Here is a 25,799-nt window from a genome sequence, read left to right as displayed (position 1 = left end):
CTGTGCATTGGTTGCCCAAACTGTAGGAGCCAACCCATGCGCCACCTCTTTGCAGCATTCATTTTGATCCTGACGGCCTCACTCGCCCACGCTGAAATGACGGCGCGGGACGGCTGGTCTGTAACCCGCACGACCAAGCCGTTCGGGCAACTGGTCGATGACGTCAAATCCGCCGCCAAAGCCAACAAGATGGGTGTCGTTACCCAAGCCGGCCCAACCGGCGCCGCGAAAAAGCGGGGGATCACTATCCCCGGCAATCGGGTGATCGGGCTGTTCAACAACGCCTACGCCGTCAACATTCTGAACTTGTCGACCGCGGCCATGATCGAAGCACCCATTCGGATGTACGTCACTGAAAACGAGGACGGCACAGCGACCCTCAGCTACAAACTGCCGTCCACGGTCTTCGCGCCCTACACAGATGATGCAGGGCCCGAACTGACAAAACTGGCAGATGAACTCGACACGATCTTTTCAGCCATCAGCGCCGCAGCGACGAACTGATCCACATGTTCTCTTGAACAGATATGTCATGGGGAGCGCGAAAGGTTGGTCCCTCGCTCTCACCCGCTCAAATCTCAGGCACGCTCGTCCTTGGGTGACCCCAGCACCACATAGGACGTGATAGAATTCACATCTGGCAACGCCCCCAGCATCTCAGTGTGAAACAGCTTGTAGCTAGCAATGTCAGCACATTCGACGCGCAGCAGGTATTCGATCGTGCCCGTGATGTTGTGGCACTCACGCACTTCCGGGGCGCGCGCGATAGCATGCTCAAAAGCTTCCTGGCTGGCCTTGGAATGAGCGCTAAGACCAACGCCTATGTAGGCAACAAACCCGCCGCCCAGTTTGGAGCGATCAAGTACGGCTCGGTATCCGGTGATGACCCCACGCCGTTCAAGATCCTGCACACGGCGCAGACACGCCGAGGGTGACAGGCCCACGCGATCCGCCAGCGCAATGTTGCTCAGCCGCCCATCGCGACTCAACTCTTGCACTATTCGTTCAGATATTGGACCCAAATCACTCATGTGTTGCAAACTTAAACCAGTATTTGGCATACTTGCAATTTTATATCGCCCACATAGGCCCATTTATTGCCCATGATATTTGATCTCATACCGGCGCTAGCCGCCTTCGCCTTTGTCAGCTCGATCACACCGGGCCCGAACAACCTGATGCTTATGGCGTCAGGGGCCAACTTTGGATTCCGACGCACGGTGCCGCACATGTTGGGCATCGGCATCGGATTTTCACTGATGGTTATGCTGGTCGGGGCCGGGCTGGTTCAGATCTTTGACGCCTACCCGATCAGCCACCAGGTACTGAAAGTCGGCTCGATCCTGTATCTGCTCTATCTGGCGTGGAAAATCGCCAACGCCGCACCTGTGCGCAAAGGCGAAGACACCGGTACTCCGATGACGTTCCTTCAGGCTGCTGCTTTCCAGTGGGTCAATCCAAAAGCGTGGAGCATGGCGCTGACTGCGGTCACCGTCTACACGCCCGACAATACGCTCGCCGCGATCGCGTTAGTGGCGTTGGTTTTTGGGTCGATCAACCTGCCGGCGGTCAGCACATGGACAATTGTGGGCCAGCAAATGGCGCGGTTTCTTACCAACACGGCGCGTTTGCGTGCCTTCAACTGGACTATGGCAGCGCTACTGGTGGCATCGCTTTACCCCGTGCTCTTTCCCTGAACATTGCAAATGGTTCCGCACCCGGCCATATAACGCCAAAGACCGCAGCAGGAGTGTGCGCGTGACGCAATATCTGGAATTCGAAAAGCCGCTGGCAGAAATCGAAGGTAAGGCAGAAGAACTGCGCGCCCTGGGTCGGCAAAACGAGGACATGGATGTCGCGGACGAGGCAGCGGCACTGGATGGCAAAGCCGCGGCACTTCTCGAAGATCTTTACAAAAACCTCACACCGTGGCGCAAATGTCAGGTGGCACGCCATCCTGATCGCCCCCACTGCGTCGACTACATTAACGCGCTTTTCACGGAATACACACCGCTGGCCGGCGATCGCAATTTTGCCGATGATCACGCCGTCATGGGCGGTCTGGCCCGGTTCGATGACCGGCCTGTCGTGGTTCTTGGCCATGAAAAAGGCAACGACACCAAATCCCGCATTGCGCGGAATTTCGGCATGGCGCGACCCGAAGGGTATCGCAAGGCAATCCGGCTGATGGACATAGCGGACCGCTTTGGTCTACCGCTGATCACTCTGGTGGACACGCCCGGTGCCTACCCCGGCAAAGGGGCCGAAGAACGCGGCCAATCCGAGGCCATCGCACGCTCAACCGAAAAATGCCTGCAAATTGGAGTACCCATTGCCTCAGTGATCATTGGCGAAGGTGGATCGGGCGGCGCTGTAGCCTTTGCCACGGCCAACAAGATCGCGATGCTCGAACACTCCGTCTATTCGGTGATCAGCCCCGAAGGGTGCGCTTCGATCCTGTGGAAGGATTCCGAAAAGATGCGCGAAGCCGCCGAAGCGCTGCGGCTAACAGCCCAAGACCTCAAACAACTGGGTATCATTGACCGTATCATTCCAGAGGCTTTGGGCGGTGCGCATCGATTTGCAGACGAAACGATGGCCGCGGTCGGCAAGACGCTAAAAGCGATGCTGGCCGACATGGACAAAATGGATGCCAAAGCACTGATCAAACAGCGGCGTGAAAAATTCATGAATTTGGGGCAGACGGGCCTCGCGGCCTAGCGCCAGCTTTTCTGTAGATAGAGTTGCCACCCGATCCGAAGTCGCTCCGTTCAGGTCGCCAACATGCGCAATCCCTGAGTGACGTCCGAACGTACCGCGATGCGTAGGCCGGGCTCGTCTCCCGCGCGCAGAGCAGCAATGATATGGCGGTGATATTGCGGCGGTTCCGTGCGCCGCAAGCGGCCATAAAGATTGCGCATCGTCGGTCCCATCTGCAACCACACCGTTTCGGCCATGGCCAGCATGGCGGGCGCTTGTGCCCGCAGATAGAGTGTGCGGTGAAATTCAAGATTGGTACGGATGTAGCTGACCGCGTCCCGGTGCGCGACAGCTTCGGCCACCGCCCCGTTGATGGTTTGCAGCCGTTCGATCAGGGCCAGATGCGCGCGGGGCAAGGCGCGGGTCGCCAGTTCCACCTCGATCAGGGCGCGCAGGGCAGCCAATTCTTCGATGCGCTCGTTTGACAATTCCGGTGTGGAAACCCGACCGGATTGAGACAGGGTCAGCGCCCCTTCAGCCACCAGACGGCGCACCGCCTCGCGCGCCGGCGTCATGGACACCTCATACTGCTTGCCGATCCCGCGCAATGTCAGGGCCGTTCCCGGCAGGATATCACCATGCATAATTCGGGTTCGCAAACGGCGATAGACCTGATCATGGGCGGCGGTCGAGGCTTCTTTTGCGGGCAATACAGGCTGCATATGAATTTGTGATCACATGCGGGTCGCGCGGTCAATCGCCAAATCGATAGCGGTGCAGGTCATTGCCCTCTCGGCGCAACCACGCACGCGCTTGGGCGTAAGGGCCGTGGATACGCTCTACCTCCGACCAGAATGCGGGCGAGTGGTTCATCTGCGCCAGATGTGCGACCTCGTGGGCGGCTACATAGTCCAGCACTGCAGGTGGGGCCATGATCAGACGCCATGAGTACATTAAGCGCCCCGCACTGGAACACGATCCCCACCGGGACCGCGTATCGCGAATGGAAATGCCCGAATAGGATCGGCCCAAACGAGCGGCATAATGATCACTCGCCCCTGCCAGGCGATCACGCGCACGGGTTTTCAGGTAACCAAGAACGCGGGCGGGCACTCTCTCTTCCGGGCCAGGCACGTGTAACACACCGTCCTCGAATTGAACGCGCCGCCCTTTGCCGGTGGCGATGTCGCACAATGTGCCTTCCATGGGTATGCGGGCACCCAAAACAGCCGCCACTTGGCCCATAGACGCTTCCAGATGCTTGCGAATCCAAGCCTGTTTTGTCTCGGCAAAAGCCAACGCCTCACGTTCACTGGCGCGCGTTGGAAGGGTCAGAGTGACCCGCCCGTCGATCTGATTGATGCGCAAGGTCATGCGGCGCGCACGGGCCGAGCGGCGCAAGGTCAGCGCGATATCCGGATCCCCTTGCAGGACACGCGTCGACATCCCATTTCCCCTATCTGGCCATAAGGCTTTGACTCCGTGCTGGCCTTATGGCACTTGCCCAGAATCGCTTCAATAAGAGATGGCCCAAACGCACCCGCGCCCGAGGCCTTCAGACACACAAGGATACCCGATGCCAAAGGAAGAATGGGGCACCAAACGCCTCTGCCCAACCACGGGCAAACGGTTTTACGATATGAACCGTTCGCCCATCGTCAGCCCCTATACTGGTGATGTGGTGGAGCTGGACAGCTCTAAAACTCGCATGATCGCAGCAGACGCCGAAGATGCCGTCACAGCCAAAGCCAAGGCCGCCACAGCCTCCGAGGACGAGGATCAGGTTGTTGATGATGATGACGTCGATGTGGATCTGGATGATGATCTTCTGGATGACGACGACGCGGACGAAGATACAGTTCCGCTCGAAGAGATCGCTGACGTCGCAACCAACGACGACGACAGCTAAAGACACGAGCCTGACGGGGTCGATTAGTACTTGATCCCGTCTCTCAAAGCGCCTAATCAGCGGCGCACGGCTGGCAACAGCCGCCCAAGGAATGGGGCATTAGTTCAGCTGGGAGAGCGCCTGCATGGCATGCAGGAGGTCAGCGGTTCGATCCCGCTATGCTCCACCATTCCCTTGCCAATTCACGCACAAACCATTCGCCTGATAACGCTTTCCGGCGCTGAGTTACGCGCGTCTGCTCCGCAGCCACTCTGAGTGCAGCGGTTCGATCCCGCTATGCTCCTCCATTCCCCTACCAATCCACGCATGGCAGGTAGTCCCGATGACCACCGTGGGCGCTGACTTACGGGCATCGGTTCACGCCGCCACCCTGAGTGCAGCGGTTCGATCCCGCTATGCTCCTCCATTCTCCTGCGAAATTGCGAATATCCAGAAGCGCTCGCATACAACTGTGGGGGCTGATTGACGCGTATCCGGTAGCGCGTCCATGCGGATCACACCGGTTCGGTCCCGCTGTGATCCATAGAACCTTCCCATCACCTTCAATCCCCTAAATCTAGGAAATTGACCGGGCAGAAACTTCGCCCTCATCGTAGGTACACTTGGCCGCCCCAAGATTAATGTGTCGAACGAAAGCGTGTTTTCAAGGAAAGTGGGGGATCGAGGGCGGTACTTTTTATCAAGTCACCAACTACTGCCCCCACCCTCAGTTGCTTGGTCGCGCAGATAGACATAGATGCAATCTGGTGCGCCAAGCGCCGTCGGCACTACTGCGCCAGCGACACTACCGATCTAAGTGGACCGCTCTCTTGCCGCTTTTGATTTTGAGCCAAATGCTTTGGGATTACCGCCATTTCAATTGGTCTGAAAAACACTGGAAATTAAGGGGCATTGGTCTCGCCTTACCAGCAGACCGGTTCAGCCTATCAGGCACTTCCTGTCTTGCTCTTCTCCAATTGAAGTGACTGCGCGATGAACCTTTGGAGATCCGGTTAGTCTATTGGGAGTTCTGTTCCCGGTATTGCGACGGCGTCTTGCCCATCCAACGTTTGAAGGCTGTGCTAAAGGTGCTGGCGTCTGCATACCCAAGGACATAGGCCACTTCGGTGAACTGCATTTCTGTCCCGGACAACATGCTCTTTGCCATGGCTTCGCGATAAGCTTCAACCACGCCGAAATATGTTGTTCCAGCCTCGGTCAACCGTCGTGATAGTGTTCGCGTGCTCATGCCCAACTCTTTTGCCACATCGTCCTGAGACTTCCCTGGGTTAGCAGCGACCCGTTCTTCTAAGGCAATCACAATAGATGGCTTTTCAGGACATAACGTATCCAAAGACTCTTCACTAAATTTTCTGAGCAACTTGTAGAGTTGATTATCTGCGCTCCGCAGCGGCAGATCGAGATCCGCTTGTTTCAGCGTGATGCGATTTTCGTCACTTCCGTATTCGACCGTACAGCTAAAGAACTGCGAAATTGGTTTGAGGTTTGTCTTGCGGAAGTGCCTGAACTCAACCTTCTGAGGGGTCACACGACGATTGGTCAGACGGCGGATGATATCCACAACCGCGGTTCCACCGAACTCAACATATTGTCGACGCACTAAACTGCGCGGAACCTTAAAGTGCCACTCAATGAGTCCATGATCGTCCAAATTGGTCGTGCTGAGTTCAATCGCGTCGCCGCTAATGCGCTGGTAGCGCGCAAGATTGTGTAGACAGGTGCGGACGGTTGGGGATGACACGCCCGTGTAGGTGATCAATCCACCTCTTCTGTAGTCGAGGCCCTGAGCATGATGAAATCCGAGCAGGTTGTCGCCTGTCACCTCTCCGGCACGTTCGAAAAGCAAAGCGAGATCGTCAAACCCGATTTTAGGCTCGTCACCTGCCAGAGGGCGTAAACGGATACCAGTATTACCAACGATAGCTTGGTCAGAGATTCCTCGGTCGCGTAACGCTTCAACCAGCGTTTGCGCCCATATACCTGTGTGCTTTGGTGCCATGGCCGAGATTCAAAGATTGTCGGCGAATTTAGTCAATGGATATAACCGACTGTCCCCGAACGGAGTCTCTTCCGCTTCATACTGTTGCAGTTTTGCGCGTCATGTCCCGATCCACACCAGAACGCATAACCCGCCCAAATGCATGAACAGCCCTCTCGCTCATCTGCTTAGCCAATACTCTGCTGGGGTGGCAGGCTCGCTTACCCCATACAGACCGGGCACCCCTGATGCGGCTTCACACCCAGAATGTCAGCCAAAACGTTTTTAAGTGCATTGAGGGCCATCAGCGGCGACAGGATCGGCACGCGCGGTGGGCTCAGGGAATGGGCCTGATTAAAGGTCTGCACATTCAGGCTCGCGACCCGTGCCCCAGCCTCGACGGCTGGAAGCGGTGGCAACATGTCAAGCTTGGGCTGCAACCCCAGTGCCATCGGTGGGATCGGAGGCATGGGCAACCGGCTCATGTAGTTCAGCATCGCCTGTACTTTGCCCACGCCTGTTGTGGTCATCGCACCTTGGCCAAAGGCGGCCTGAATGGCCGCCAAATCCGTAAGGCGGGCCAACTCGGACAACAATTTGCTCGCGTCAATTGGCAAAGGTGGAATACGCGCAAGCTGCGCCAGCATCGCCATCGCGGCGCCACCAAACTTTGACGAACTAACCGGCGGCATTGCCAGGGATGTCGGAATTGTCTTCAGCGGGGCAAGGCTCGCCAAGGTCATTGCCATGGACTGCATCGGAATGGGCACCGCAAAGCGCGGGATCGGCCCCATGCCGCGCACCGCAGCCATGGTCGCATTCATCTTGCCCGGGTGGGGCGGAAGCCCCTCGGCCTGAGCAAAGGTACTATCAAGACCCGACAGATCCATCGGGCACAGACCTTGAGCGCGCATGGACAAAGTCATACGAGCCGCCATGACCATATTGAGCATGGGTTTCTTGGGCATGTAGGCCGCCTGACTGAGAACCGGCTGCACATTCTGGGCCAGTTCTGAAACCAGCTGCTGCAACTCAGCCATCAGCGCGGCAATATCCGTCAGCGGCAAAAAGGCCGCTAAAGAGGACAGGTTTGCCATCCTGCCCATGAGTGCTGGAGGTTTGGGGGGCACCCATGACCGGCCTACCATCGGGGCCATAACAGCAGCCATCTTCATATCGATACGGGGCGCAGGGGCAGAATCTGGCATCGGCAGACCCAGCGCAGCAATCAGTCTTGGCATTTGTGGCGGAACTGGCCGAACGGACAGACTGGCTTTGGGTGCAGTCAGAGCCCCAAGAGGTGCCACGCGGGGAGGGCAAAAACAGGTCATTTAGGCTCCGTAAATGCGGAAGTCGGGTCGTTCGTCAATATAGCAGGTCGCCAAAACACCAACGCGTCAAAGCAATCTAACAGATAACATGCGATACGGGGATTTTATTCATTGGACGTCGGAGGATACAAGTGGGCTTGGTACTCAACCTTCTGTGCGGACCCGGAACACTTCGACGGGGGCATGTATCCCCTTCAAGGTCAGCTCTCCTACTGGCTCGGCGTCAAAATCATCTTCAACCGCTGTATAGGCCCGCGGGCTTAACAATATCTCACCATCCTTGGCCTGATCACAGAGGCGCGCGGCAAGGTTCACGGCCGTCCCGCTGGCAGTGTAGTCAAAACGACCGGCCGAGCCGACCATACCCACCGTCGCATAGCCTAGCGATATTCCGACGCCAAAGCCCAACCGATGCCCATGACGGCGCCACTTTTTGGAAAGCTCCGCCATACGTTCGCGCATTGCAAGACCAAGACGCAAAGCGTCGCCGGCAGGATCATCACAAGGCAGCGGGTCATTAAACAACACCATGATCCCATCACCCGCACGGGTGTCCACACCCGCCCCATGTTCAGCGATCAACGCGCCCATCTCTTCGTGATAGGATTGCAGAACTTCGATGGTCTCTTTAGGCTCAGCCGTTTCGCAAAAAGCCGTAAAACCGCGGATATCACAGAACAAAACACCCAGCAGCGCGCGGTGGCTCTTGAGCAGGTTGTCCGAACCTTGTGACACCACCGTGTCCGCCACGGCAGCAGGCAAAAACCGCTTCAGACGGCCCATCCGCTCAATCTCATCCACCTGTTCCTCTACGCGGTCACCGAGTTCGGCATTCAGCTCCTCCAGGGCCTTGAACTGGCGTACATTCTCGATGGCGATCACGGCTTGGGCTGCAAAGGTCTCGACCAAAGCAATTTCAAAATCGTTGAACGATTTGACTTCGCGACGACTGAGCGCGATGGCACCAATTGCTTGTTTGTCTTTCATCAAGGGAACGATGAGCCATGAACGAATCCCTTCGATGTCAACCACATGGGTAATGATCGGATCTTTTTGACGGTAATGGTCCGACTGGCTCAAGTCTTTGATGTTCATGGAACATCCGGTGCTTATGACCTGCGGAATTGGGCGCCCACTGTGCAGTGGAGCGGACCCACCAACTTGAAATGCGGTTTCCTCGAACCCCCAATAGGCGGCAACCCCAAAGTGCGTCCGCTCAGCGTTGGCGAGCTGCAAAGAGGCTTGATTGGCATCGCAAAGTTCCGCTGCCTTCTTGAGGATGGTGTCAAACACTGGCCGTTCGTCATCACGAGATTGGCTAATGATCGATAGAACCTCAGATGTTGCGGCCTCCCGCTCCAACCGCTCCTGCACTTCGCGGAACTGGCCGACATTCTCGATGGCAATGACGGCCTGTGCCGCAAAAGTCTCGACCAGTGCGATTTCGTCTTCGGTGTAGGGGCGCACCTCCTTGCGGAAGAGGATCAAAACGCCAATTCCACCGGCGGGCGTCAGAAGCGGTACCAGCAGATTGGTGCGAATGCCTGTGTCCTGCACCACCGACTGAAAGATCGACACGCCACTACGATATTGTTCGGTGTCTGACATGTCCCGCACATGGACGGGTTTTCCGCTCAGGATTGCCTTGGCTCCCACGGATGTCTCGGGGTCCATCGGCACTTGGCCGCTATCGTACATCTCTTGCGTTGCCGGCGCGATGCCGTAGGAGGCGGGCATGGTCTGGTAGGTGCCCCCCTTCGTGCCGAGGGCAAGCGCTGCGGCATCTGCATTGCACAACTGCGCAGCCTTTCTCAGCATCAAGTCGAACACAGGGGTTTCGTCGTCACGCGACTCGGAAATGACCTTGAGGATTTCGCTGGTGGCGCGTTCGCGTTCAAGCTGCGTTTGCACCTTGCGGAACTGGCGCACGTTTTCAATGGCGATGACGGCCTGAGCAGCGAAGGTCTCGACCAAAAGCAGGTCTTCTGGGGCGAAATGCCCAACCTCTCTTCGGAGAAGAACCAGATTGCCAAGAGATTTGCCGCCCGAAACGAGTGGTACGAAAACACGTGACCGGATGCCGTCCTCATCGACCAGTTTTATCGCGTCCGGATGCCGTGATTTGTAGAAATCCGTCTCGCGCACATCAGGTTCTTCGACAATCCGACGCGTCTTGATGCTTTGGTAAGGCGCAAATTCCTGCCCGACGTCAAAGACGTTACCGACCTGCATCATGCTCGTTGCATCACCCGTGGCAGCGGCCACCTTCCACTGCGAATGGTCTTCCTTGATCAAGACCAGAAAAGTCATTGGCGCGTTACACAAGCGTGCAGCATTTTCCACGATCGTCTTGAAAACTGGCGTATCGTCGTCGCGGCTCTGACTGATCACCTGCAATATTTCGGAAGATGCGCGTTCACGTTCCAGCCGTTCCTGCACTTCACGGAACTGGCGCACGTTTTCGATGGCAATCACGGCTTGGGCGGCAAAGGTTTCGACCAGAGCAATCTCATCTTCGGAGAACGGTTTGACCTCGCGGCGCCACAATCCAATGGCACCAATGCTCTGCTGCTCCCAGATCAGAGGAACAAACAGAACAGTGCGGATACCTTCCAGTTGCGTCGTGCGGATCCGATGCTTGTCATCCGCACCGTAAAGGTTTGGCGAGGCAAGATCGTCGACATGGACGATGCGCTGTTCGACGATGGCGCGCGCGGCTGCAAACCGTTCAGGATCCAGAGCAGGAGGATTTTTCTCAATAGCCTCCACAAACTCGGGTTTGGCCCCTCGTGATGCCCGAAGTCGTATGTTTTCCGCTCATCATCGACCATGACCAGCCCGGCAATCGGTGCGTGACAAAGATGCGAAGCGTTGCTGAGTATCGCATCAAAGACGGGACCCTCGTCATCCCTACTCTGGCTGATGACCTCGAGGACTTCCGAAGATGCGCGCTCACGCTCCAGCCGGGTCTGGACCTCGCGGAACTGACGCACGTTTTCAATGGCGATGACAGCCTGAATGGCAAAACTTTTGATCAGTGAGATCTCACTTTCACTGAACAAACCGGCGGTTTTCCGGTGCAGATTGATCGCACCGATCGGCCCGGTTGCATCCATGAGCGGCACACTGAGTGTGGAACGTTGTCCCATTTCCTCCACCATGATCTTGAATGACGGAGTGCCCGCTTTGTAGCTGTCGGTCTCCGCCAGATCAGCAATGTGAACCACGCTTCCCTCACAAATGGCGCGGGCAGAAATATGTACCGCCGGGTCCATTTCCATGGGTGGGGTATTGGCGCGCACAATCCGGTCGGCGCTGGCATCATTCTCCGTGTCGTCGGTGTGTTGCAGCGCTGCCAGCGTCAGATGCTTGTCAATTGGACGCCCCAAAAGCAAACCTGCCGTACTCGCTCCGCATAGCCGGTTGGCCGCCCGCAAAAGCGTATCAAAAACGGGGCGCTCGTCGTCGCGACTGTTGTTAATGACGTCCAGAATTTCCCGCAAGGCATCCAGATGAACCTGAGCGTCTGCGGAGCCGTCTCGTGCTTGTGTGTCGTCCTGCCTGCCCGTCACCGCGTTATCCAAATTCCTTATCGAATTCCGTTACGTTAGAGCGACGGGGCCGACTTTTCCAGCCGCATGAGCATGCAATAAGCGACAGCCAGACGCCCGGCCAGGTTAGCGAATTCTCGATCGCGTAGGCAGGCCGATCATCTTCCCTGCATGATGGCCATCAGGAGAAACGCAAAGCGGCGCCCAAAGGCGCCGCTCTTGTGTGCTTTATCAAAGGGTCCGGATCAGGACTTGCCTTTCCATGGGATCAGCCAGTTCTCCAGAGCCCGCATGCCAACTTCAATGGCAAAACCAATCACACCGATGATGATAATCCCGACGATGATGATGTCAGTCAGCTGGAACTTGGACGCCGTCACGATCATCTTGCCAAGGCCCACATTCGCCGCGACGAGTTCCGCCGCAACAACCGTGCCCCAACACACACCCATAGCAACGCGGGCACCGGTAAAGATGTCGGGCAGAGAGTTTGGCACGATGACCTTGGACAGGATTTGCCACTTGGAGGCGCCAAGGGAATAGGCTGCATGGACCTTGGAAATGGCCACACCTGACACTCCGGATCGCGCGGCAATGATCATAATCCACAACGCGGCAAGGAAGAGCAGGACAACCTTGCCAATCTCACCAATCCCGAACCAGATGATGATCAGCGGGATCAACGCCAGTGGTGGAACGGGACGCATGAATTCAACAATCGGGTCAAACCAACCGCGCGCCCAGCCCGTCAGGCCCATGGCATAGCCAATCGGCACACCAACAACGGCACCGATCAGAAAGCCAAGTAGAACGCGTTTTAGCGAATACCAAGTGTGCTCCAAGAGCGTGTAGCCCTGATAGCCTTCCTTGTTGAGCCAGATAAACCGCTGAAACACGACTTCCGGGGCCGGCAAGTACAAGCGCGCCATGCGCAGACCAACCGCCGGTTCGAAAGTTGGCGTGCCCTTGTCCGTCAAACCAACTGTGCCCTCAGGTATGCTGATCTTTTCCCCAGCAGCAATCGGTTGCCCGTTGATCGCGACAACCGTCGAACCATCTTTCTTGGAAACCTCGTCATTGGACCAGACGTTGATTACCTTAAAGGAATAGCGCGCCACCGTCAGAGTGTCGTTCTTGGCAAAGCCGTCGCCAAGTTCCACCTCTGCCGCTTCAGGTTCCCGGCCCGGGTTCCCTTCGGCATCAAGGGTCTGCTGAATGTCCTCACGGTAGACGCGCACAGAAACGGTGGCGTCGTCAGTCGTACCGTCTTCAAGTTCCGCGGTGTAGGTAAAGGTCATATCGCCCGAGAACGGCCCCGGAAACTTGGGCAGTGGGATGGCCGAGTTCGTGAAGGCCACCCACAGCCAGAATACCGTAATCACCGAGATGACAGACGCGACCCGGTTCGCCGTAATCGCGCTTTCGTCGCCAAAGGTGACGGTCTTTAGTTTGTTAAAACCTTTCTTCTCAAAGGCGCTCTTGAAGATGATGCGCGCCAAAAAGAACGATCCAAAGAACGCGCCCAGATAGAGCGCAAGAACAAGTACCCCGGTCATGCGCTTTCCTCCGTGCGGCCCATAATCTCTTCTTCCATGTTCCAGATCATTTCGAGGATCTCTTCACGCGTCGGCGCGTATTTGGGATCCTTTTTCACTTCGCGCAGATCGTTGCCAACGCCCATGTCGGCAAAGGGCAAACGATATTCTTTGTGCACCCGACCGGGGCGCGGCGCCATCACGAGCAACCGCTCGCCCAGCAACAACGCCTCTTCGACCGAGTGGGTGATCAGAATGATTGTCTTGCCAGTCTCTTTCCACAGATCCAGAACAAGGCTTTGCATCTTTTCGCGGGTCAGCGCGTCCAGCGCGCCCAGCGGTTCGTCCATCAGGATAACGTCCGGGTCATTGGCCAGACAGCGGGCCAGTGCAACGCGCTGTTGCATACCGCCAGACAGTTCGTAAACGGCCTTTTCCTTAAAATCCTGCAAACCAACAACGTCGAGCAGGTGTTCAACGTTCTCTTTGCTTTCGGCGCGGCTCATGCCCTTCATGTCGGGGCCAAAGCTCACGTTGTCGCGCACGCTCATCCACTCAAACAGAGCACCCTGCTGAAACACCATCCCGCGTTCGGGGCCGGGGCCGATTTTCTCTTCGTCGTTCAGCACGATCTGACCCTCAGTTGGGGCCAAAAAACCTGCCACGATATTCAGCAGTGTCGTCTTACCGCAGCCCGAAGGCCCCAGTACGCTCATCAGTTCGCCGGATTTGATATCCAGAGACACATTTTTCAACGCCTGAACGTGCCCGCCATTTGGCAGGTCGAACCGCATCGAAACATCATTGACCAAAAGCCCACTCACGGGTGTTCCCCTCTTGCCAGGTTGCTTTGCTGTGCGTGTCGCTGCGGCGCACTTTAAAGGAGAACGGGCGCCCGATGGGCACCCGTTCAAAGTTTTGGATTATTGGCTCAGCGGCCCGATGTTGACGTTGTCGTCATAGGACGCTTTTGCCGCGTCGATCGATCCGGAAGCAACGAAGACATCCGCCACACCTTTCATGTGCGCAACCGCAGCACCTTCAAGCCACGCTTCAGACAGCTGCTCTTCGACTGTTGGGAAAATGAAACCGGCCAGTGTGGCCTTGGCGTCATCTTCGGACATACCGGCGTCTTTGGCGATTACAGGCAGCATCTTGGCTTGGTTGGCTTCATCCGCCCACATCGCGTTGGCTGCAGCCGTCACAGCAAGGAATGCCGCAACTTCGTCGGAGTTTTCGGCAACATAGCCGGTAGGTGCAGATGTGACGTCGAAGGTCAGGATGCCCAGTTCAGTCTTTTCCGCGCCGCTCAGCAGCACGTTGCCGCTGCCCAGCATACGACGCAGGGCGCCGCCCCAGCCGCAAGCCATGTCAACAGAACCCTGGCTCAGGGCTGCTTCGCCTTCGGCAGGGGCCATGTCGACCACTTCAAGGCCGCCAACGTCGATGCCGAAGTGGTCCATCTGACGCAGGAAACCGTAGTGAGCAGCTGTACCCAGTGGCACGGCGACTTTCTTGCCGGCCATTTCACCAGCGCTCGAGCCGTCAATTTCAAGATCGGCGCGCACAACGCAGTTGTCATTGTCAGCATAGGACACGGCCACGTCTACGACCTGAAGGTCCTGACCGGCAGATGTTGCAACAACGAAGGGTGGCACACCCTGAGAGACGGACATCTGGACGTCGCCGGACGCCATCGCTGCGGACATTGCTGTCCCTGTGTCAAAGCTGACCCAGTTGACTTTGGTGCCCATGGCTTCTTCGTACATGCCAGTCTCTTTGGCGAACTGGAACGGCATTGGCCACTCCAGGAAGTACCCGACTGTGATTTCAGCCGTCGCGCTTTGTGCACCGGCCAGCATTGCAGTGGCTGCAACAGCACCCATCAGCTTGGATTTGAAGGTCATATGTTAAACTCCCGTGTTTCATGCAGCCTTGTGGCAGCATGTTGGATTAGGTTTCGGGCGGTATCTCCGCCTCTGGTGGCACGCAAAAACTTACGGCGCTGGCGTGATCCGAGCCGATAATGCTCGGAGGATCAATGTTTATTCAAAGAAACTGTTACAATGCGAATGCTTTGATCTGTACCTTTGATATTTCGAAAATCATAGCATCTGCCTGAAAATAAGGCGAATTGCACCGCCCTGCTTCAAAATAGGCACCTCTGCGGCGCGCAACTGGCTTTATTTACGCCCCCAAACTGGCCCTATTGCTATGACTAGATTCTCAGCGATTATCTCCACACGCCCGGCCGATCTGCCTTTGAAACACAGGCCCCGCGTTTAATCGAAAGGTTTTGAGCCAATGGACGGAACGTTCAACGAAAACGACATCAGCCGTGTGGTCGAAGCTGACCGCGCCAACGTGTGGCACCACCTGATTCAGCACCAGCCCTTCTTTAGCGGCGCGGACCCCAAGATCATCGTCGAGGGGAAAGGGATCAAGGTCTGGGACCAAAAAGGAATCGAACACATCGACGCCGTGTCTGGCGGCGTGTGGACGGTGAACGTCGGCTACGGCCGCGAGACTATCGGCGACGCGGTGCGTGACGCCATTGTGAAAATGAACTTCTTCGGCGGCACCGTGGGCTCGGTTCCCGGTGCGCTGTTCGCGGAAAAGCTGCTGACCAAGATGCCCGGCCTTGATCGGGTCTACTATTGCAACTCCGGATCCGAAGCGAACGAGAAAGCCTTTAAAATGGTCCGTCAGATCGCGCAAAAGCGTTACGGCGGTAAGAAGCACAAGATCCTCTACCGCGACCGCGACTACCACGGCACCACAATCGCTTGCCTGTCAGCTGGTGGCCAGGACGAACGCAACGCACAGTACGGGCCCTACACACCTGGCTTCGTGCGCGTCCCTCATTGCCTTGAGTACCGCAAACACGAACAGGACGGCGCACCAGAACAGAACTACGGCGAATGGGCCGCCAATCAGATCGAAGAGATCATCCTGCGCGAAGGCCCGGACACGGTCGGCGCCCTCTGCCTTGAACCCGTCACCGCAGGCGGCGGCGTGATCGAAGCGCCGGATGACTACTGGCCGCGCGTGCAGGAGATCTGCAAAAAATACGACATCTTGCTGCACATCGACGAAGTTGTCTGTGGTGTAGGCCGGACTGGCGAGTGGTTCGGCTACCAGCACTACGGGATCAAACCTGACTTCGTGACAATGGCCAAAGGGGTTGCATCTGGTTACGCCGCCATCGCCTGCATGGTCACCACGAACGAAGTCTTTGACATGTTCAAAGACGACACTTCGGACCACCTCAACTACTTCCGCGACATCTCGACCTTTGGGGGTTGCACGGCAGGACCGGCAGCAGCCATCGAAAACATGCGGATCATCGAAGACGAAGGCCTGCTAGGCAACACTATCGCCATGGGCGACTACATGCTCGACCAACTGAACGCGCTCAAAGACAAGCACAAAGTGATTGGCGATGTGCGCGGCAAGGGCCTGTTCCTTGGCGCGGAGCTGGTTGCGGACCGTGATAGCCGCGAGCCTGCGGACGAAAAGATGGTTCAAGCGGTGGTCGGCCACTGCATGAAGCAGGCAGTGATCATTGGTGCAACCAACCGGTCGCTTCCGGGGCGCAACAACACACTGTGCTTCTCGCCTGCGCTGATCGCAACGAAAGACAACATCGATCACATTGTCGGAGCCGTAGATACAGCGCTGACGGACGTGTTCGGGTAAATCTCTGGCCGCCAGAAATCGCCGTGACACCCGGCGTTTTCTGGCGACTTATGATGTAGTTTTATCACGGACGAACACCTTTCCATTTCTACCCACTAGCAACAGTAGAAAAAAACCGGAGTCTCCACTTCTAAGAATGAGGAGGTCCACAAATATGCGACTGATATCCGCCTTTGCATCTTTAACTCTGATTTGGGCGACAAATGCCGCAGCGGATGGCTTTACCTCGCTCAATGCAAAGGTGAGGTTCAACACCGGTGAAGCGGACCGCAACGGAACGGTCGCAACCTTCGACAACGACGTTCAAACGTCTGCCCACGGTGTCTATGAACTTGGCGAATGGACCATCTTCGGTGGGCTCGAAACACAGCGCACCGATTTTACCGCCAATGGCGGCGATCCTAATGACAAATACAAAAACGTGTATGTTGACCTGGGCGGAGAACGCAGCTTTGGCGCATTCAGTTTTGGCGGGCAACTCGCACATATCAGCTTTGAAAACGATTTCCTCGGCGTGAATTCATCCCTCGACGTTGTCTCTGCCTACGGACAATACGCAGCGAACGGACTGGTGGCTGGTGCTGGTCTTTTGTACAGCAACATCAGCGATGCAGGCGCGGCTGACGTTGACGAAATGGGCGTTCTCGCCTTCATCTCAAACGACTTTGGAAACGGCCTGACGCTTGGAGCACAAGCCACCGTACAAAGCGATTTCGAACTTCTGGAACTTTATGCCGACTACATATTCAACAAGGGCGACGTTAGCTTTTCGCTGATCAATACCGACAACGGTCCATCCACAGTTCAGTTTGTTTCAATTGATGGCCGCTACAATATCTACAAACAGTTTAACCTGATCGGGGGCATTCTTAACTCGGACGACCCAACTGGGGACAGCACGACGGAAGTTTCCACAGGCATCGAATATGTCTTCGGTGAAGGCGCCGCCGCTCGGATTGAATATGTGGAATATGGCGCGTTCAACGGGTTTTCAGGGAAAGGCATCAGCTTTGGCCTGACTTATGAAATTGGCAAAAAGCGTAAGTCTGGGTATCAACCTATCGGCAAGACCTTTGCAGACAAGAACTCTGCGGTCTTTTTTGTCTACTAAGCAATGCTCTCGTTATACTCTCCGCAAAAACAAATTACCGCACGCAGGCAGTCCTCTCTGCGCGCTGTTCGACGCTGAAACCCATCATCAAGGCAGTTCACAATTTCAGAACAGGAACCAAGAGCAGTTCTGCCTAGTGTCGGAAGTCATTAATGACGGCAGTACCAGGAGGGGTCGGTCCGTTCATCGCGCGTAACTCACCGCTCGCCCCAGACAAAGAAATCACTCTGGCCAACATCGGACTAATATCCACGTCACCACGTTCGATCATTCCTAGCAGGTCCGGGTATTTCCATGATGGCATTCCCCGCGTGCCGAAAAAGGCAAGTTGCTTCGAATAGATAGCCCGCATGTTAACTTGCATCTGACCACTACCGGCAGGCATGCCAACCTGAACGTGGCGACCCAGTATTGCAAGACATTCGACAGATGCGTTTGTCGTGGTCTCGATCCCAAGCGCCTCGATTGAAACCTGCGCGCCGCCGCCAGTGATATAATGGATCGCAGTCACCACGTCATCCGTTGCCGCATTTACAGTGGCGTCAGCTCCATGTTGGCGCGCATGCTCCAGCTTTTCTTCGACGATGTCGACGACAACGACCTGCGCGCCCAACATCTTTGCCAAAAGCAAAACAGACAGCCCGATGCCACCCGTTCCGTGCACGGCAACCCACTCCCCCGCTTTGACATTGGCGCGGTCGGTAAGCGCGTGCCAGGCGGTTGTCACACGGCACCCCAGGCCCGCCGCAAGTGCAGGAGATATCGAAGCCGGAAGGTGAACAAGGTTGTGGTCGTAAGGCACAGCCACAAATTCAGCATAGGCCCCGGGCGTGCCAAAGCCTGGAACGACTTGATGAGCGCATGTATTTGAAACGCCCGTATGACAAGCCACACAGTTCCCGCAGCCTAGGATAAACGGGGCAATGAGCCGGTCACCGACCTTGTACTTGGCCTCAGAACCAGCCTCAACCACTGTCCCGCAATACTCATGCCCTAAGATCGATCCGTTCTGTACTTTGGGGTGCCCTCCAGTCCATCCGTGATAGTCCGAACGGCACACACCGCACGCGGCGACCGCCAGCACGACACCGTTGTCTGGACAGACCGGATCATCAACCGTTTCGATTGAGAGGTCTTCGTTAAAATTTCTTACGACTGCCGCAAGCATCCCCGCACCTTTGTTGTCATTCGGTGGCCTTCCCTGCCACTGGCTCTGAACCCGTTACTTGGGCCGGTCACCCTCAATGGTCACACGCCTGCCTTTTCGTTCCTCGGGCCAATAGTCCCAAATCGCGCGGTGCATACAACACCGATTGTCCCAGAACGCCATATCGTTGAGCGTCCAGCGAAAACGGATTTGATAATTGATATGTTCCGCGTGTTCGAACAGCATGGCAAGTACGGCGTCACTTTCACTATCCGATAGTCCCAGAATCTTTGTGGTAAACGTACGATTTACGAACAACGACTTCCTGCCGGTATCAGGATGGGTTCGGACAATCGGATGCACCGCCTCTGGGCAGTCGATGTCCGCGTCAGCCTTCCCGCGGTCGCTGTATCTGCCTTTGTAGATGTGCTCCGAACTATGAAGGGCTGACAGACCGTCAACCAACGACTTGATCGGCTCGGACAAGCCATCGTAGGCGGCATACATGTCGCTGAACATTGTGTCCCCACCACACGGCGGAGCGATGTGGATTTGAAGCATCGTTCCAAGCGGCGGTTTTTCATCACACGAGACGTCGGAATGCCAAAACTCGCCGTTCGCAATTTTGGAATCCTTGGTTGCATGGATCTCGAAAATCTCGGGATGGCCTTTCATCGTGGGGGCGGCCGGGTGCGCGTGCAGTGGCCCAAACCGTTTGCCGAACTTCACATGTTGCTCCGGCGGGATTTCCTTTTGTTCTTTGAAGAACAAGACCTGATATTTGTGGAACGCGTCACGGATTTCGTCGAACTGATCGTCTGGAACATCTTGGCTCAGATCGACACCATAGATCTCCGCTCCAAGATTGGGCGCAAATGGCTTTGCATCGATCAGTTTGTAATCATTCGTCTTCGGGGCAACCATGAGATCTCCAGCTATTTGACAGTAAATTGCGCGCTGCGACGGATACTAGACGTAAGCTAGATTTGATAAAAACGATAAATTTTTTCCCTAATGTTAAGAAAAAGTATATCTCTTTCATGAACTATCATTGAAAGGGAGAGTACAGTGACATGAGCATTCGCGCACTTCGCACCCTTATCTCGATTCATCGGCATGGCAGTTTTCGCGCAGCCGCAGAAGCGGAAAACCTGACGCCGGCGGCGGTGAGTCAACAAATGCGAAACTTGGAGGCGTCATGGGACCTCGAGCTCTTTGAACGATCTCTCAGGTCTCCGAAACTCACTTTGACTGGCCTTGCACTGGTTGATGAGGCCGATGCAATCGTCACAGCTTATGACAGCCTTGCAGACAAGGTCCGCTCTGACGACGAAGTGTCGGGAGAGCTCATTCTTGGCGCCGTTCCAACCACGCTTACCGGGCTGGTGCCTCTTGCACTGACACAGCTTAAGAAGTCGCATCCGAGCATTCGGGTTCGCGTCGTGCCGGGTTTGTCACATCAGCTCTTGCTACAGATTGACCGTGGACAAATTCATGCCGCGGTCGTTTCAAAGCCTGAGGTCGTACCAAATACTATGGCTTTTTCAGAGATTGCCGCCGAAGAGCTCGTCTTACTTGCGGCTCAAAGCACCAAGGATCTGCCGCCACTGGACTTGTTGCAATCACAACCATTCATTCGTTTCAACCGGGATGCGGTCGTCGGACGGAAAATTGAGGCGTGGTTACAAAACAACGGGATCGTCGTGAATGATGTGATGGAATTGGAGGGGCTTGAGGCTATTTCCAGCATGGTCGCAGCCGGTCTTGGAATTTCAATTGTGCCAAAGACGTGCATAGCTGAAAGTGACCATCTGCCTCTTAAAAGGATACCGCTGGGCAATGATGCCCCAAGCCGTCATTTAGGACTTGTCAGTCGGGCAGACTCGCCCAAAGCCAAAGCCACACAAGCCGCCAAGGCAGCTCTTCTAACAGCCGTTTCAATTGGCGAATTCAACATAAAATCAAAAGCTTGCCCCTATATTGCAAATAATGAGAAACCCACTTTGAGCGGTCACACTCGGACCCGGTAGGTGGTAGCGAACGGCTTCAAAAGCGCGCGAAACGGCTCGGCAACAGCCGGGGTCTTTTCGTATTATTTTTGAGCCCAAGATGCCATGGACAGCGTCCTCTTCGCGAACAAAAGTCGCCGTTCGCCGCATAGTTCACAACCGACCGATATGCGGACAGACCCTACTTGCGCTGCATTTGTAGCAAAGACGGCCGTGGGCTCATTTCATCGACTGTGAACAGAACCAAGGGTGGGAAGAAGTTTTTCTGTGCAGGCTTAGCTAGCGACCCAGGCCGTTCTGAGAAGAAGCTTACTCGCCATCCGGGTCCAGCAAGATGGCGTTTTCTGATCTGACTCGCACCAAAACCAGTTCGCGTAGAATTGAAATCACAGGCTCAGAAACTTTGCGGTTTATTGGTTCTCAGATGTCAAAGCGGTCTCAGGCTTCTTTCAATTAATGGTAACGGTTCACTCGGGACTGCATTTCTGAGCAACGCTGACATCCTCGCACCAGGGAAATGAAAAAGCTTGCGAAGTGGGCTCGTTCTGCGACGCTACGGAATGATTTTGGGTAAGTCATTTTTGCCTCCTGTGAATTAACTCAAACTACCCTGAGTCGCGTGTCTGGTCTGTGAACTAGGACACATAGGTTGAGCGCCATCCGGAGTGCGCCAAGAGTGCAGCGTCCCATTGGTGCAGCAAGTGTGTTATAGTCTGACAGTTAATATAACTGAGGCTTGCTATGTTGGGCGAAGAGGATATTCTGAAGGACGTCGGGTCGCGGGACCTGCGCTCGGCGCTTCTGAGCGCGGCCATGCCCATCAGGCTAGCGACCAGCGAAACTGTTTTTAGCGAAGACGATCAAGGTGATGCACTCTATGTGTTGCTCTCGGGCCGGGTAGAGATTTCTATTGCCTGTGAAGACGGGCGAAGGCTTGGCCTTGATGTCTTGTCTCGGGGTGCTGTGTTTGGTGAGATCGCGCTATTCGATCCTGGTCCGCGGACCGCGACAGCAATGGCACTGGAACAGTGCCGACTTCTTATGCTGCGCCATGGAGACCTCAAACATGCGATTGAGGGCAACCCCGGACTTGCGTTTGAACTTCTCCGCCTCATGGGACAACGCATGCGCTATATGAACCTGCAGTTGCATGAATATGTTTTTATGCCATTGCCGCAACGACTGGCGCGCAAGGTTCTGCAGTTTGCATCCAGGGACGGTGAAGGGTGCGCCCGCCTGAAGCTATCGCACTCCGAGTTAGCAGAAATGGCCGGCGCTTCGCGGGAAGCGGTGTCTAAGGTACTGTCAGGTTGGAAAAAGCAAGGCACTCTGCAGACGGGCCGCGGTTTTGTTGAAGTGAAAAACGAAGTGACTTTGCGAAGGATTGCTGGGATTTAAATCAGGCAACGATTGTGTGTTGTCGGTAAATCGCGTCAGTTACTCCGCCAATCTTTCAAGCAACCCAGCATGACTTCGAACTGCATGGCTTCTGGACATAGAGACACCCGGCAACGCGATGTTGTTTGTTTTCACGCTTGGGTGAAGGTACTCCTCAGACCCCAATCGCAATTGACCAACGCCCAGGTTTCTCCAAAAACGGGACACAACATATGAGATACTTCACAGCTATTGCTTCCGTGTTTTGTCTTGTACTAACGCTCGGGTATGCCGATCCGGCACTTGCCAAAGACAAGGGGGGAAAGCCCAAGGGTAATAAAGTTCAAGTGGATGGCAAACCGGGCAAAGGGCCAAAGACAATTCCACCTGGACAGATCAAAAAGTACACGCGCGGGGCAAAACTCTCTGGTGATCTGAAGTACACGGATATCGGGGATCTGTCGAAGTGGAATCTGAAAGCGCCTGGAAACGGAAATCGCTACATTCGCGTGGACGATGAAATTCTTGAAGTTACCGAAGATCTTTCAACAGTCGTTGATGCCGTGGGGATCGTCGGAGATTTGCTGAAGTAGTCATTGCTTGCATGAGTAACGACGCAAAAAGGGTTCCAAGTGCCAAAAAAGACCAAAAATTTAGTTCTCGTTGCCGTCACAGTAGGCCTGTTTCTCTGCATCAGTATGGGTGGCCCCAAATTTGTGAGGGCAGTCCAGATTCAATTCGGGTCCAAAGGAAAAATTGAACTTATCGAGCGGTGCATTGAGATGCCCGGTTGCTCGATCGGACCAGATGATTTGGACTTTCAAGAGCGATACTATGCAGTGAGAGAAAGTGAACTCGGTAAAAAAGTTAAGGAAATCGGCGCTGTAGAAGAACTTATTGAAGAATAGGTTCCAAGTGGATGCTTCAAGTTTTGGACCAAAGTCGCCAGTCAGCGTATTACCTTATTCGGTGTCAATGGAACGGAGCGGCTCCGACCCGCGGCGAAGTTCTTAGGATTCACAACGGCCAAATCGCGGCGTACAAGCCCCCTCACTGTCTGATTTTCTAGGTGCGATGCAGCGCCTAGCCGAGGCGAAAAGTTTGCTGCAAGAGCGAAGGGCACGATTTTGGTCCGGCTGCTTTGGGCTCAAAGTAGTCGTTCGCTGCAGCACTTTACGAAAGTCCGGTATGGTCCAAAACCCAACCTTCGCTGTCATGCGCCCCGGTCGCGGTTCATACCCGCCTTCAATTCTTCAAGTGCACGAAACGCCTCGGCCTGAATGCGCGGTATTGTATGATCGTCCGGATAGCCCTTGATGTGACCACTCAGCAGCGCTGTCCAATAGGTGCGTAGCACGCGGTTCATCCGCGCCTGATAACCGGGCCCGAGTTTGCGAAACCATTTCAGCATTTCAGTATCCACGCGCAGCGTTACGCGGGTCTTGTGGTGATCCACCGGGTCACCGTAATCCAAACCGGTCCACGCATCCGGCAGGCTCTTGTCAAGCCAGTTGATCATTATGTCTTCCTGGTGGCGTTCCAGTTCGTACATCATATCTGTCTTGTGACTGGCGCGGGATGTGTAAGGCATCGTGTCGTCCTTTCTTGTCAGTGCCGACCTGTGCGTTACTTGTGCGACAGACAAGGTTAAGAGCCGCTGATATGGCAGAACGGTGCACATCCTGTGCACGACCTGTGCACAGGATGTGCATGGTACTTTGGCTCAAATCACTTGCCAAATCCGCAATTTTTGATACACAGGCCTCCATTATTTTATAAAATGATCGACTGAAGCGTGCTGTGGACAGCGCGTCTTTTGTGGTATTCAGCCAAAAATAATACCAGATTGAATTTCCCATAAGTCCAGTTTATACTTCTGTATGGCTCTACCCATCGAAACTTTCTTTCTATCCGCCAATCATCAGGGCACCCTGCAAAGTCAGGTGCAGCAAATGATTGCGCATGGCATTCTTTCGGGTCGTTTCGGTTGCGGGGAAAAACTGCCCTCGACCCGCAAGCTGGCCATGCATCTGGGGATCAGCCGGATCACCGTAACACTGGCCTACACCGAACTTGTTGCCTCTGATTATCTGACCGCACGGGGCCGTTCGGGCTATTACGTATCCGACAACGCGCCCGTCCCGCCGGTTTATCAGCCTCAGCCCCAAGGATCGGAATCTGTAGACTGGAGCCGCGCAATCGGGCAGCGGTTTTCTGGCGGCCAGACTTTGAGCAAACCCAAAGACTGGGCCCAGTTCCGTTATCCTTTCATCTACGGGCAGACTGATCCACAGTTGTTTGACCATGCCAACTGGCGTCAGTGTGCATTGCAGGCATTGGGCCAGCGTGATTTCTTGGCGCTGACCGAGGACTATTTTGATCGTGACGACCCGCAGCTGATCGAGTTCATTCAGCGCAACAGCCTGCCCCGCCGCGGCATTGCTGCGAATGCGGATCAGATCCTGATCACCATGGGTGCGCAGAATGCGCTGTGGCTCACCGCACAGGTGCTGCTGACACAGCGGCGCACTGCAGCGTTCGAGGATCCATGCTATCCAGCCTTGCGTGAAATTCTGACGCAATCCCGGTGCCATATGGCCCCAGTTCGCGTCGATCACAAAGGATTGCCGCCCGACGCGATACCGCCCCAGACGGATGCGATCTTTACCACACCCAGCCATCAATGCCCCACCACAACGACGATGCCGATGGAGCGCAGACAGGCCCTGCTGGACCGGGCCCGCGACCTCGATGCGCTGATCATCGAGGACGACTATGAGTTCGAGATGTCCTTTCTCGCGCCACCGTCGCCCGCGCTCAAGTCCATGGATGCGGACGGGCGGGTGATCTACGTGGGTAGCTTCTCAAAATCGCTGTTTCCAGGATTGCGCCTTGGGTTCCTTGTGGGGTCAGAGCCGTTCATCCGCGAGGCACGCGCACTGCGCGCAAGCGTGCTCCGCCATCCGCCCGGCCACATCCAGCGCACAGCGGCCTATTTCCTGTCAATGGGGCACTATGATGCTCAAATTCGGCGCATGGGCGCGGCACTGCACGCCCGTCGTCTGGCCATGCAGGCAGCGATTGATGCGCACGGGCTTGAGGTTGCAGGCGTAGGGGGGGTTGGCGGCTCTTCGTTCTGGATGCGTGCGCCCGTGCACACGGATACACGCCAACTGGCCACGCGCCTGCAGGAAGACAGCGTTCTGATCGAACCCGGCCACGCCTTCTTTTCCGGAGAGGACACGCCACGCAATTTTTACAGGCTTGGGTACTCTTCCATCCCCCCCGCTCGGATCACCGAAGGGATTGCCCGCATAGCGAATGTAGTCGCAGCGTAGTCTGGACCTAAACGGCGATTTCAACTGGCCCTAACCTCGCCACACGTCGCCGACTACCTTGGAGCCAACTTACACGGGGCGATTCGACGCCCCCTTTTCATTTGGGAGAGCGCC

At 55.7% G+C, this 25,799-nt stretch carries 23 protein-coding genes, 1 tRNA gene and 1 pseudogene; 12 read left to right on the top strand and 13 right to left on the bottom strand.

What is annotated here, in order from left to right:
* The first annotated feature begins 36 nt into the window (after positions 1–36).
* Positions 37–504, top strand: a complete 468-nt coding sequence (locus tag ABJD00_RS11900) for a DUF302 domain-containing protein (protein WP_413833307.1) — start codon at positions 37–39, stop codon at positions 502–504.
* A 74-nt stretch (positions 505–578) separates the two neighbouring features.
* On the opposite strand, the gene ABJD00_RS11895 is transcribed toward ABJD00_RS11900, so the two are convergent.
* A complete protein-coding gene (locus ABJD00_RS11895; RefSeq protein ID WP_413833305.1) occupies positions 579–1,031 on the bottom strand; it encodes an Lrp/AsnC family transcriptional regulator in 453 nt (150 codons plus the stop codon).
* A 72-nt stretch (positions 1,032–1,103) separates the two neighbouring features.
* Between ABJD00_RS11895 and ABJD00_RS11890 the strand changes: the two genes are divergently transcribed.
* Together ABJD00_RS11890 and ABJD00_RS11885 are read left to right on the top strand one after the other, a co-directional pair.
* Positions 1,104–1,697, top strand: coding sequence for a LysE family translocator (locus tag ABJD00_RS11890; RefSeq protein ID WP_413833303.1), 594 nt, complete (start codon positions 1,104–1,106; stop codon positions 1,695–1,697).
* 61 nt (positions 1,698–1,758) lie between these two features.
* Positions 1,759–2,721 (top strand): acetyl-CoA carboxylase carboxyltransferase subunit alpha, encoded by a 963-nt coding sequence (locus tag ABJD00_RS11885; protein WP_413833301.1) that lies wholly within the window; start codon positions 1,759–1,761, stop codon positions 2,719–2,721.
* A gap of 50 nt (positions 2,722–2,771) precedes the next feature.
* On the opposite strand, the gene ABJD00_RS11880 is transcribed toward ABJD00_RS11885, so the two are convergent.
* Both ABJD00_RS11880 and ABJD00_RS11875 read right to left on the bottom strand, forming a co-directional pair.
* Positions 2,772–3,422, bottom strand: coding sequence for a GntR family transcriptional regulator (locus ABJD00_RS11880; RefSeq protein ID WP_413833299.1), 651 nt, complete (start codon positions 3,420–3,422; stop codon positions 2,772–2,774).
* A 31-nt stretch (positions 3,423–3,453) separates the two neighbouring features.
* A complete protein-coding gene (locus ABJD00_RS11875) occupies positions 3,454–4,146 on the bottom strand; it encodes a M48 family metallopeptidase (protein ID WP_413833297.1) in 693 nt (230 codons plus the stop codon).
* A gap of 130 nt (positions 4,147–4,276) precedes the next feature.
* Between ABJD00_RS11875 and ABJD00_RS11870 the strand changes: the two genes are divergently transcribed.
* The gene (locus ABJD00_RS11870; RefSeq protein WP_108835997.1) at positions 4,277–4,609 is read left to right on the top strand and encodes a TIGR02300 family protein; all 333 of its coding nucleotides are present in this window, start codon (positions 4,277–4,279) and stop codon (positions 4,607–4,609) included.
* Positions 4,610–4,702: 93 nt separating this feature from the next.
* Positions 4,703–4,778, top strand: a tRNA-Ala gene (locus tag ABJD00_RS11865).
* 828 nt (positions 4,779–5,606) lie between these two features.
* Here the strand turns inward: ABJD00_RS11865 and ABJD00_RS11860 are convergent.
* The 7 genes and pseudogenes from ABJD00_RS11860 to ABJD00_RS11830 form a co-directional block, all read right to left on the bottom strand.
* Positions 5,607–6,608 (bottom strand): AraC family transcriptional regulator ligand-binding domain-containing protein, encoded by a 1,002-nt coding sequence (locus ABJD00_RS11860; RefSeq protein WP_413833295.1) that lies wholly within the window; start codon positions 6,606–6,608, stop codon positions 5,607–5,609.
* Between the two features lie 200 nt (positions 6,609–6,808).
* Positions 6,809–7,828, bottom strand: coding sequence for a hypothetical protein (locus ABJD00_RS11855; RefSeq protein ID WP_413833293.1), 1,020 nt, complete (start codon positions 7,826–7,828; stop codon positions 6,809–6,811).
* A gap of 234 nt (positions 7,829–8,062) precedes the next feature.
* On the bottom strand, positions 8,063–10,687 hold the full coding sequence (locus ABJD00_RS11850; RefSeq protein WP_413833291.1) for a GAF domain-containing protein: 2,625 nt from the start codon (positions 10,685–10,687) through the stop codon (positions 8,063–8,065).
* A gap of 242 nt (positions 10,688–10,929) precedes the next feature.
* Positions 10,930–11,490, bottom strand: a pseudogene (locus ABJD00_RS11845) (GAF domain-containing protein); the annotation flags it as partial.
* 224 nt (positions 11,491–11,714) lie between these two features.
* Positions 11,715–13,025, bottom strand: a complete 1,311-nt coding sequence (locus tag ABJD00_RS11840; RefSeq protein WP_413833289.1) for an ABC transporter permease — start codon at positions 13,023–13,025, stop codon at positions 11,715–11,717.
* Positions 13,022–13,828, bottom strand: coding sequence for a taurine ABC transporter ATP-binding protein (locus ABJD00_RS11835; RefSeq protein WP_413833287.1), 807 nt, complete (start codon positions 13,826–13,828; stop codon positions 13,022–13,024). Before ABJD00_RS11835 ends, ABJD00_RS11840 begins: the two co-directional genes overlap by 4 nt.
* Positions 13,829–13,927: 99 nt before the next feature.
* Positions 13,928–14,911: an ABC transporter substrate-binding protein gene (locus tag ABJD00_RS11830; RefSeq protein WP_413833285.1), complete on the bottom strand. Its 984-nt coding sequence runs from the start codon at positions 14,909–14,911 to the stop codon at positions 13,928–13,930.
* A gap of 397 nt (positions 14,912–15,308) precedes the next feature.
* On the opposite strand from ABJD00_RS11830, the gene ABJD00_RS11825 reads away from it, so the two are divergent.
* Positions 15,309–16,703 (top strand): aspartate aminotransferase family protein, encoded by a 1,395-nt coding sequence (locus ABJD00_RS11825; protein ID WP_413833283.1) that lies wholly within the window; start codon positions 15,309–15,311, stop codon positions 16,701–16,703.
* Positions 16,704–16,857: 154 nt separating this feature from the next.
* On the top strand, positions 16,858–17,814 hold the full coding sequence (locus ABJD00_RS11820) for a hypothetical protein (RefSeq protein WP_413833281.1): 957 nt from the start codon (positions 16,858–16,860) through the stop codon (positions 17,812–17,814).
* A gap of 133 nt (positions 17,815–17,947) precedes the next feature.
* Here the strand turns inward: ABJD00_RS11820 and ABJD00_RS11815 are convergent, their stop codons facing one another.
* Both ABJD00_RS11815 and ABJD00_RS11810 read right to left on the bottom strand, forming a co-directional pair.
* Positions 17,948–18,982, bottom strand: a complete 1,035-nt coding sequence (locus ABJD00_RS11815) for a zinc-binding dehydrogenase (RefSeq protein WP_413833279.1) — start codon at positions 18,980–18,982, stop codon at positions 17,948–17,950.
* Positions 18,983–19,036: 54 nt separating this feature from the next.
* Positions 19,037–19,885 (bottom strand): TauD/TfdA dioxygenase family protein, encoded by an 849-nt coding sequence (locus tag ABJD00_RS11810; protein ID WP_413833277.1) that lies wholly within the window; start codon positions 19,883–19,885, stop codon positions 19,037–19,039.
* Between the two features lie 149 nt (positions 19,886–20,034).
* Here ABJD00_RS11810 and ABJD00_RS11805 point away from each other — a divergent pair, with 149 nt between their 5' ends.
* The 4 genes from ABJD00_RS11805 (at position 20,035) to ABJD00_RS11790 (ending at position 23,255) form a co-directional block, all read left to right on the top strand.
* A complete protein-coding gene (locus ABJD00_RS11805; protein WP_413833275.1) occupies positions 20,035–20,991 on the top strand; it encodes a LysR family transcriptional regulator in 957 nt (318 codons plus the stop codon).
* A gap of 720 nt (positions 20,992–21,711) precedes the next feature.
* Positions 21,712–22,368: a Crp/Fnr family transcriptional regulator gene (locus ABJD00_RS11800; RefSeq protein WP_413833273.1), complete on the top strand. Its 657-nt coding sequence runs from the start codon at positions 21,712–21,714 to the stop codon at positions 22,366–22,368.
* 212 nt (positions 22,369–22,580) lie between these two features.
* Complete coding sequence (locus tag ABJD00_RS11795) at positions 22,581–22,940, top strand: hypothetical protein (protein WP_413833271.1); 360 nt, start codon at positions 22,581–22,583, stop codon at positions 22,938–22,940.
* Positions 22,941–22,979: 39 nt separating this feature from the next.
* Entirely contained in the window at positions 22,980–23,255 is a 276-nt protein-coding gene (locus ABJD00_RS11790; RefSeq protein WP_413833269.1) for a hypothetical protein, read from the top strand.
* Positions 23,256–23,560: 305 nt separating this feature from the next.
* Here ABJD00_RS11790 and ABJD00_RS11785 read toward each other — a convergent pair whose 3' ends face one another.
* Positions 23,561–23,938 (bottom strand): BrnA antitoxin family protein, encoded by a 378-nt coding sequence (locus ABJD00_RS11785; RefSeq protein WP_413833267.1) that lies wholly within the window; start codon positions 23,936–23,938, stop codon positions 23,561–23,563.
* Between the two features lie 289 nt (positions 23,939–24,227).
* Between ABJD00_RS11785 and ABJD00_RS11780 the strand changes: the two genes are divergently transcribed.
* On the top strand, positions 24,228–25,685 hold the full coding sequence (locus ABJD00_RS11780; RefSeq protein WP_413833265.1) for a PLP-dependent aminotransferase family protein: 1,458 nt from the start codon (positions 24,228–24,230) through the stop codon (positions 25,683–25,685).
* Positions 25,686–25,799: the final 114 nt, after the last annotated feature.

Source organism: Tateyamaria sp. (assembly GCF_039945315.1).
In the GTDB taxonomy this organism is placed as follows: domain Bacteria; phylum Pseudomonadota; class Alphaproteobacteria; order Rhodobacterales; family Rhodobacteraceae; genus Tateyamaria.
This window is presented reverse-complemented; position numbering and strand designations above follow the sequence as displayed.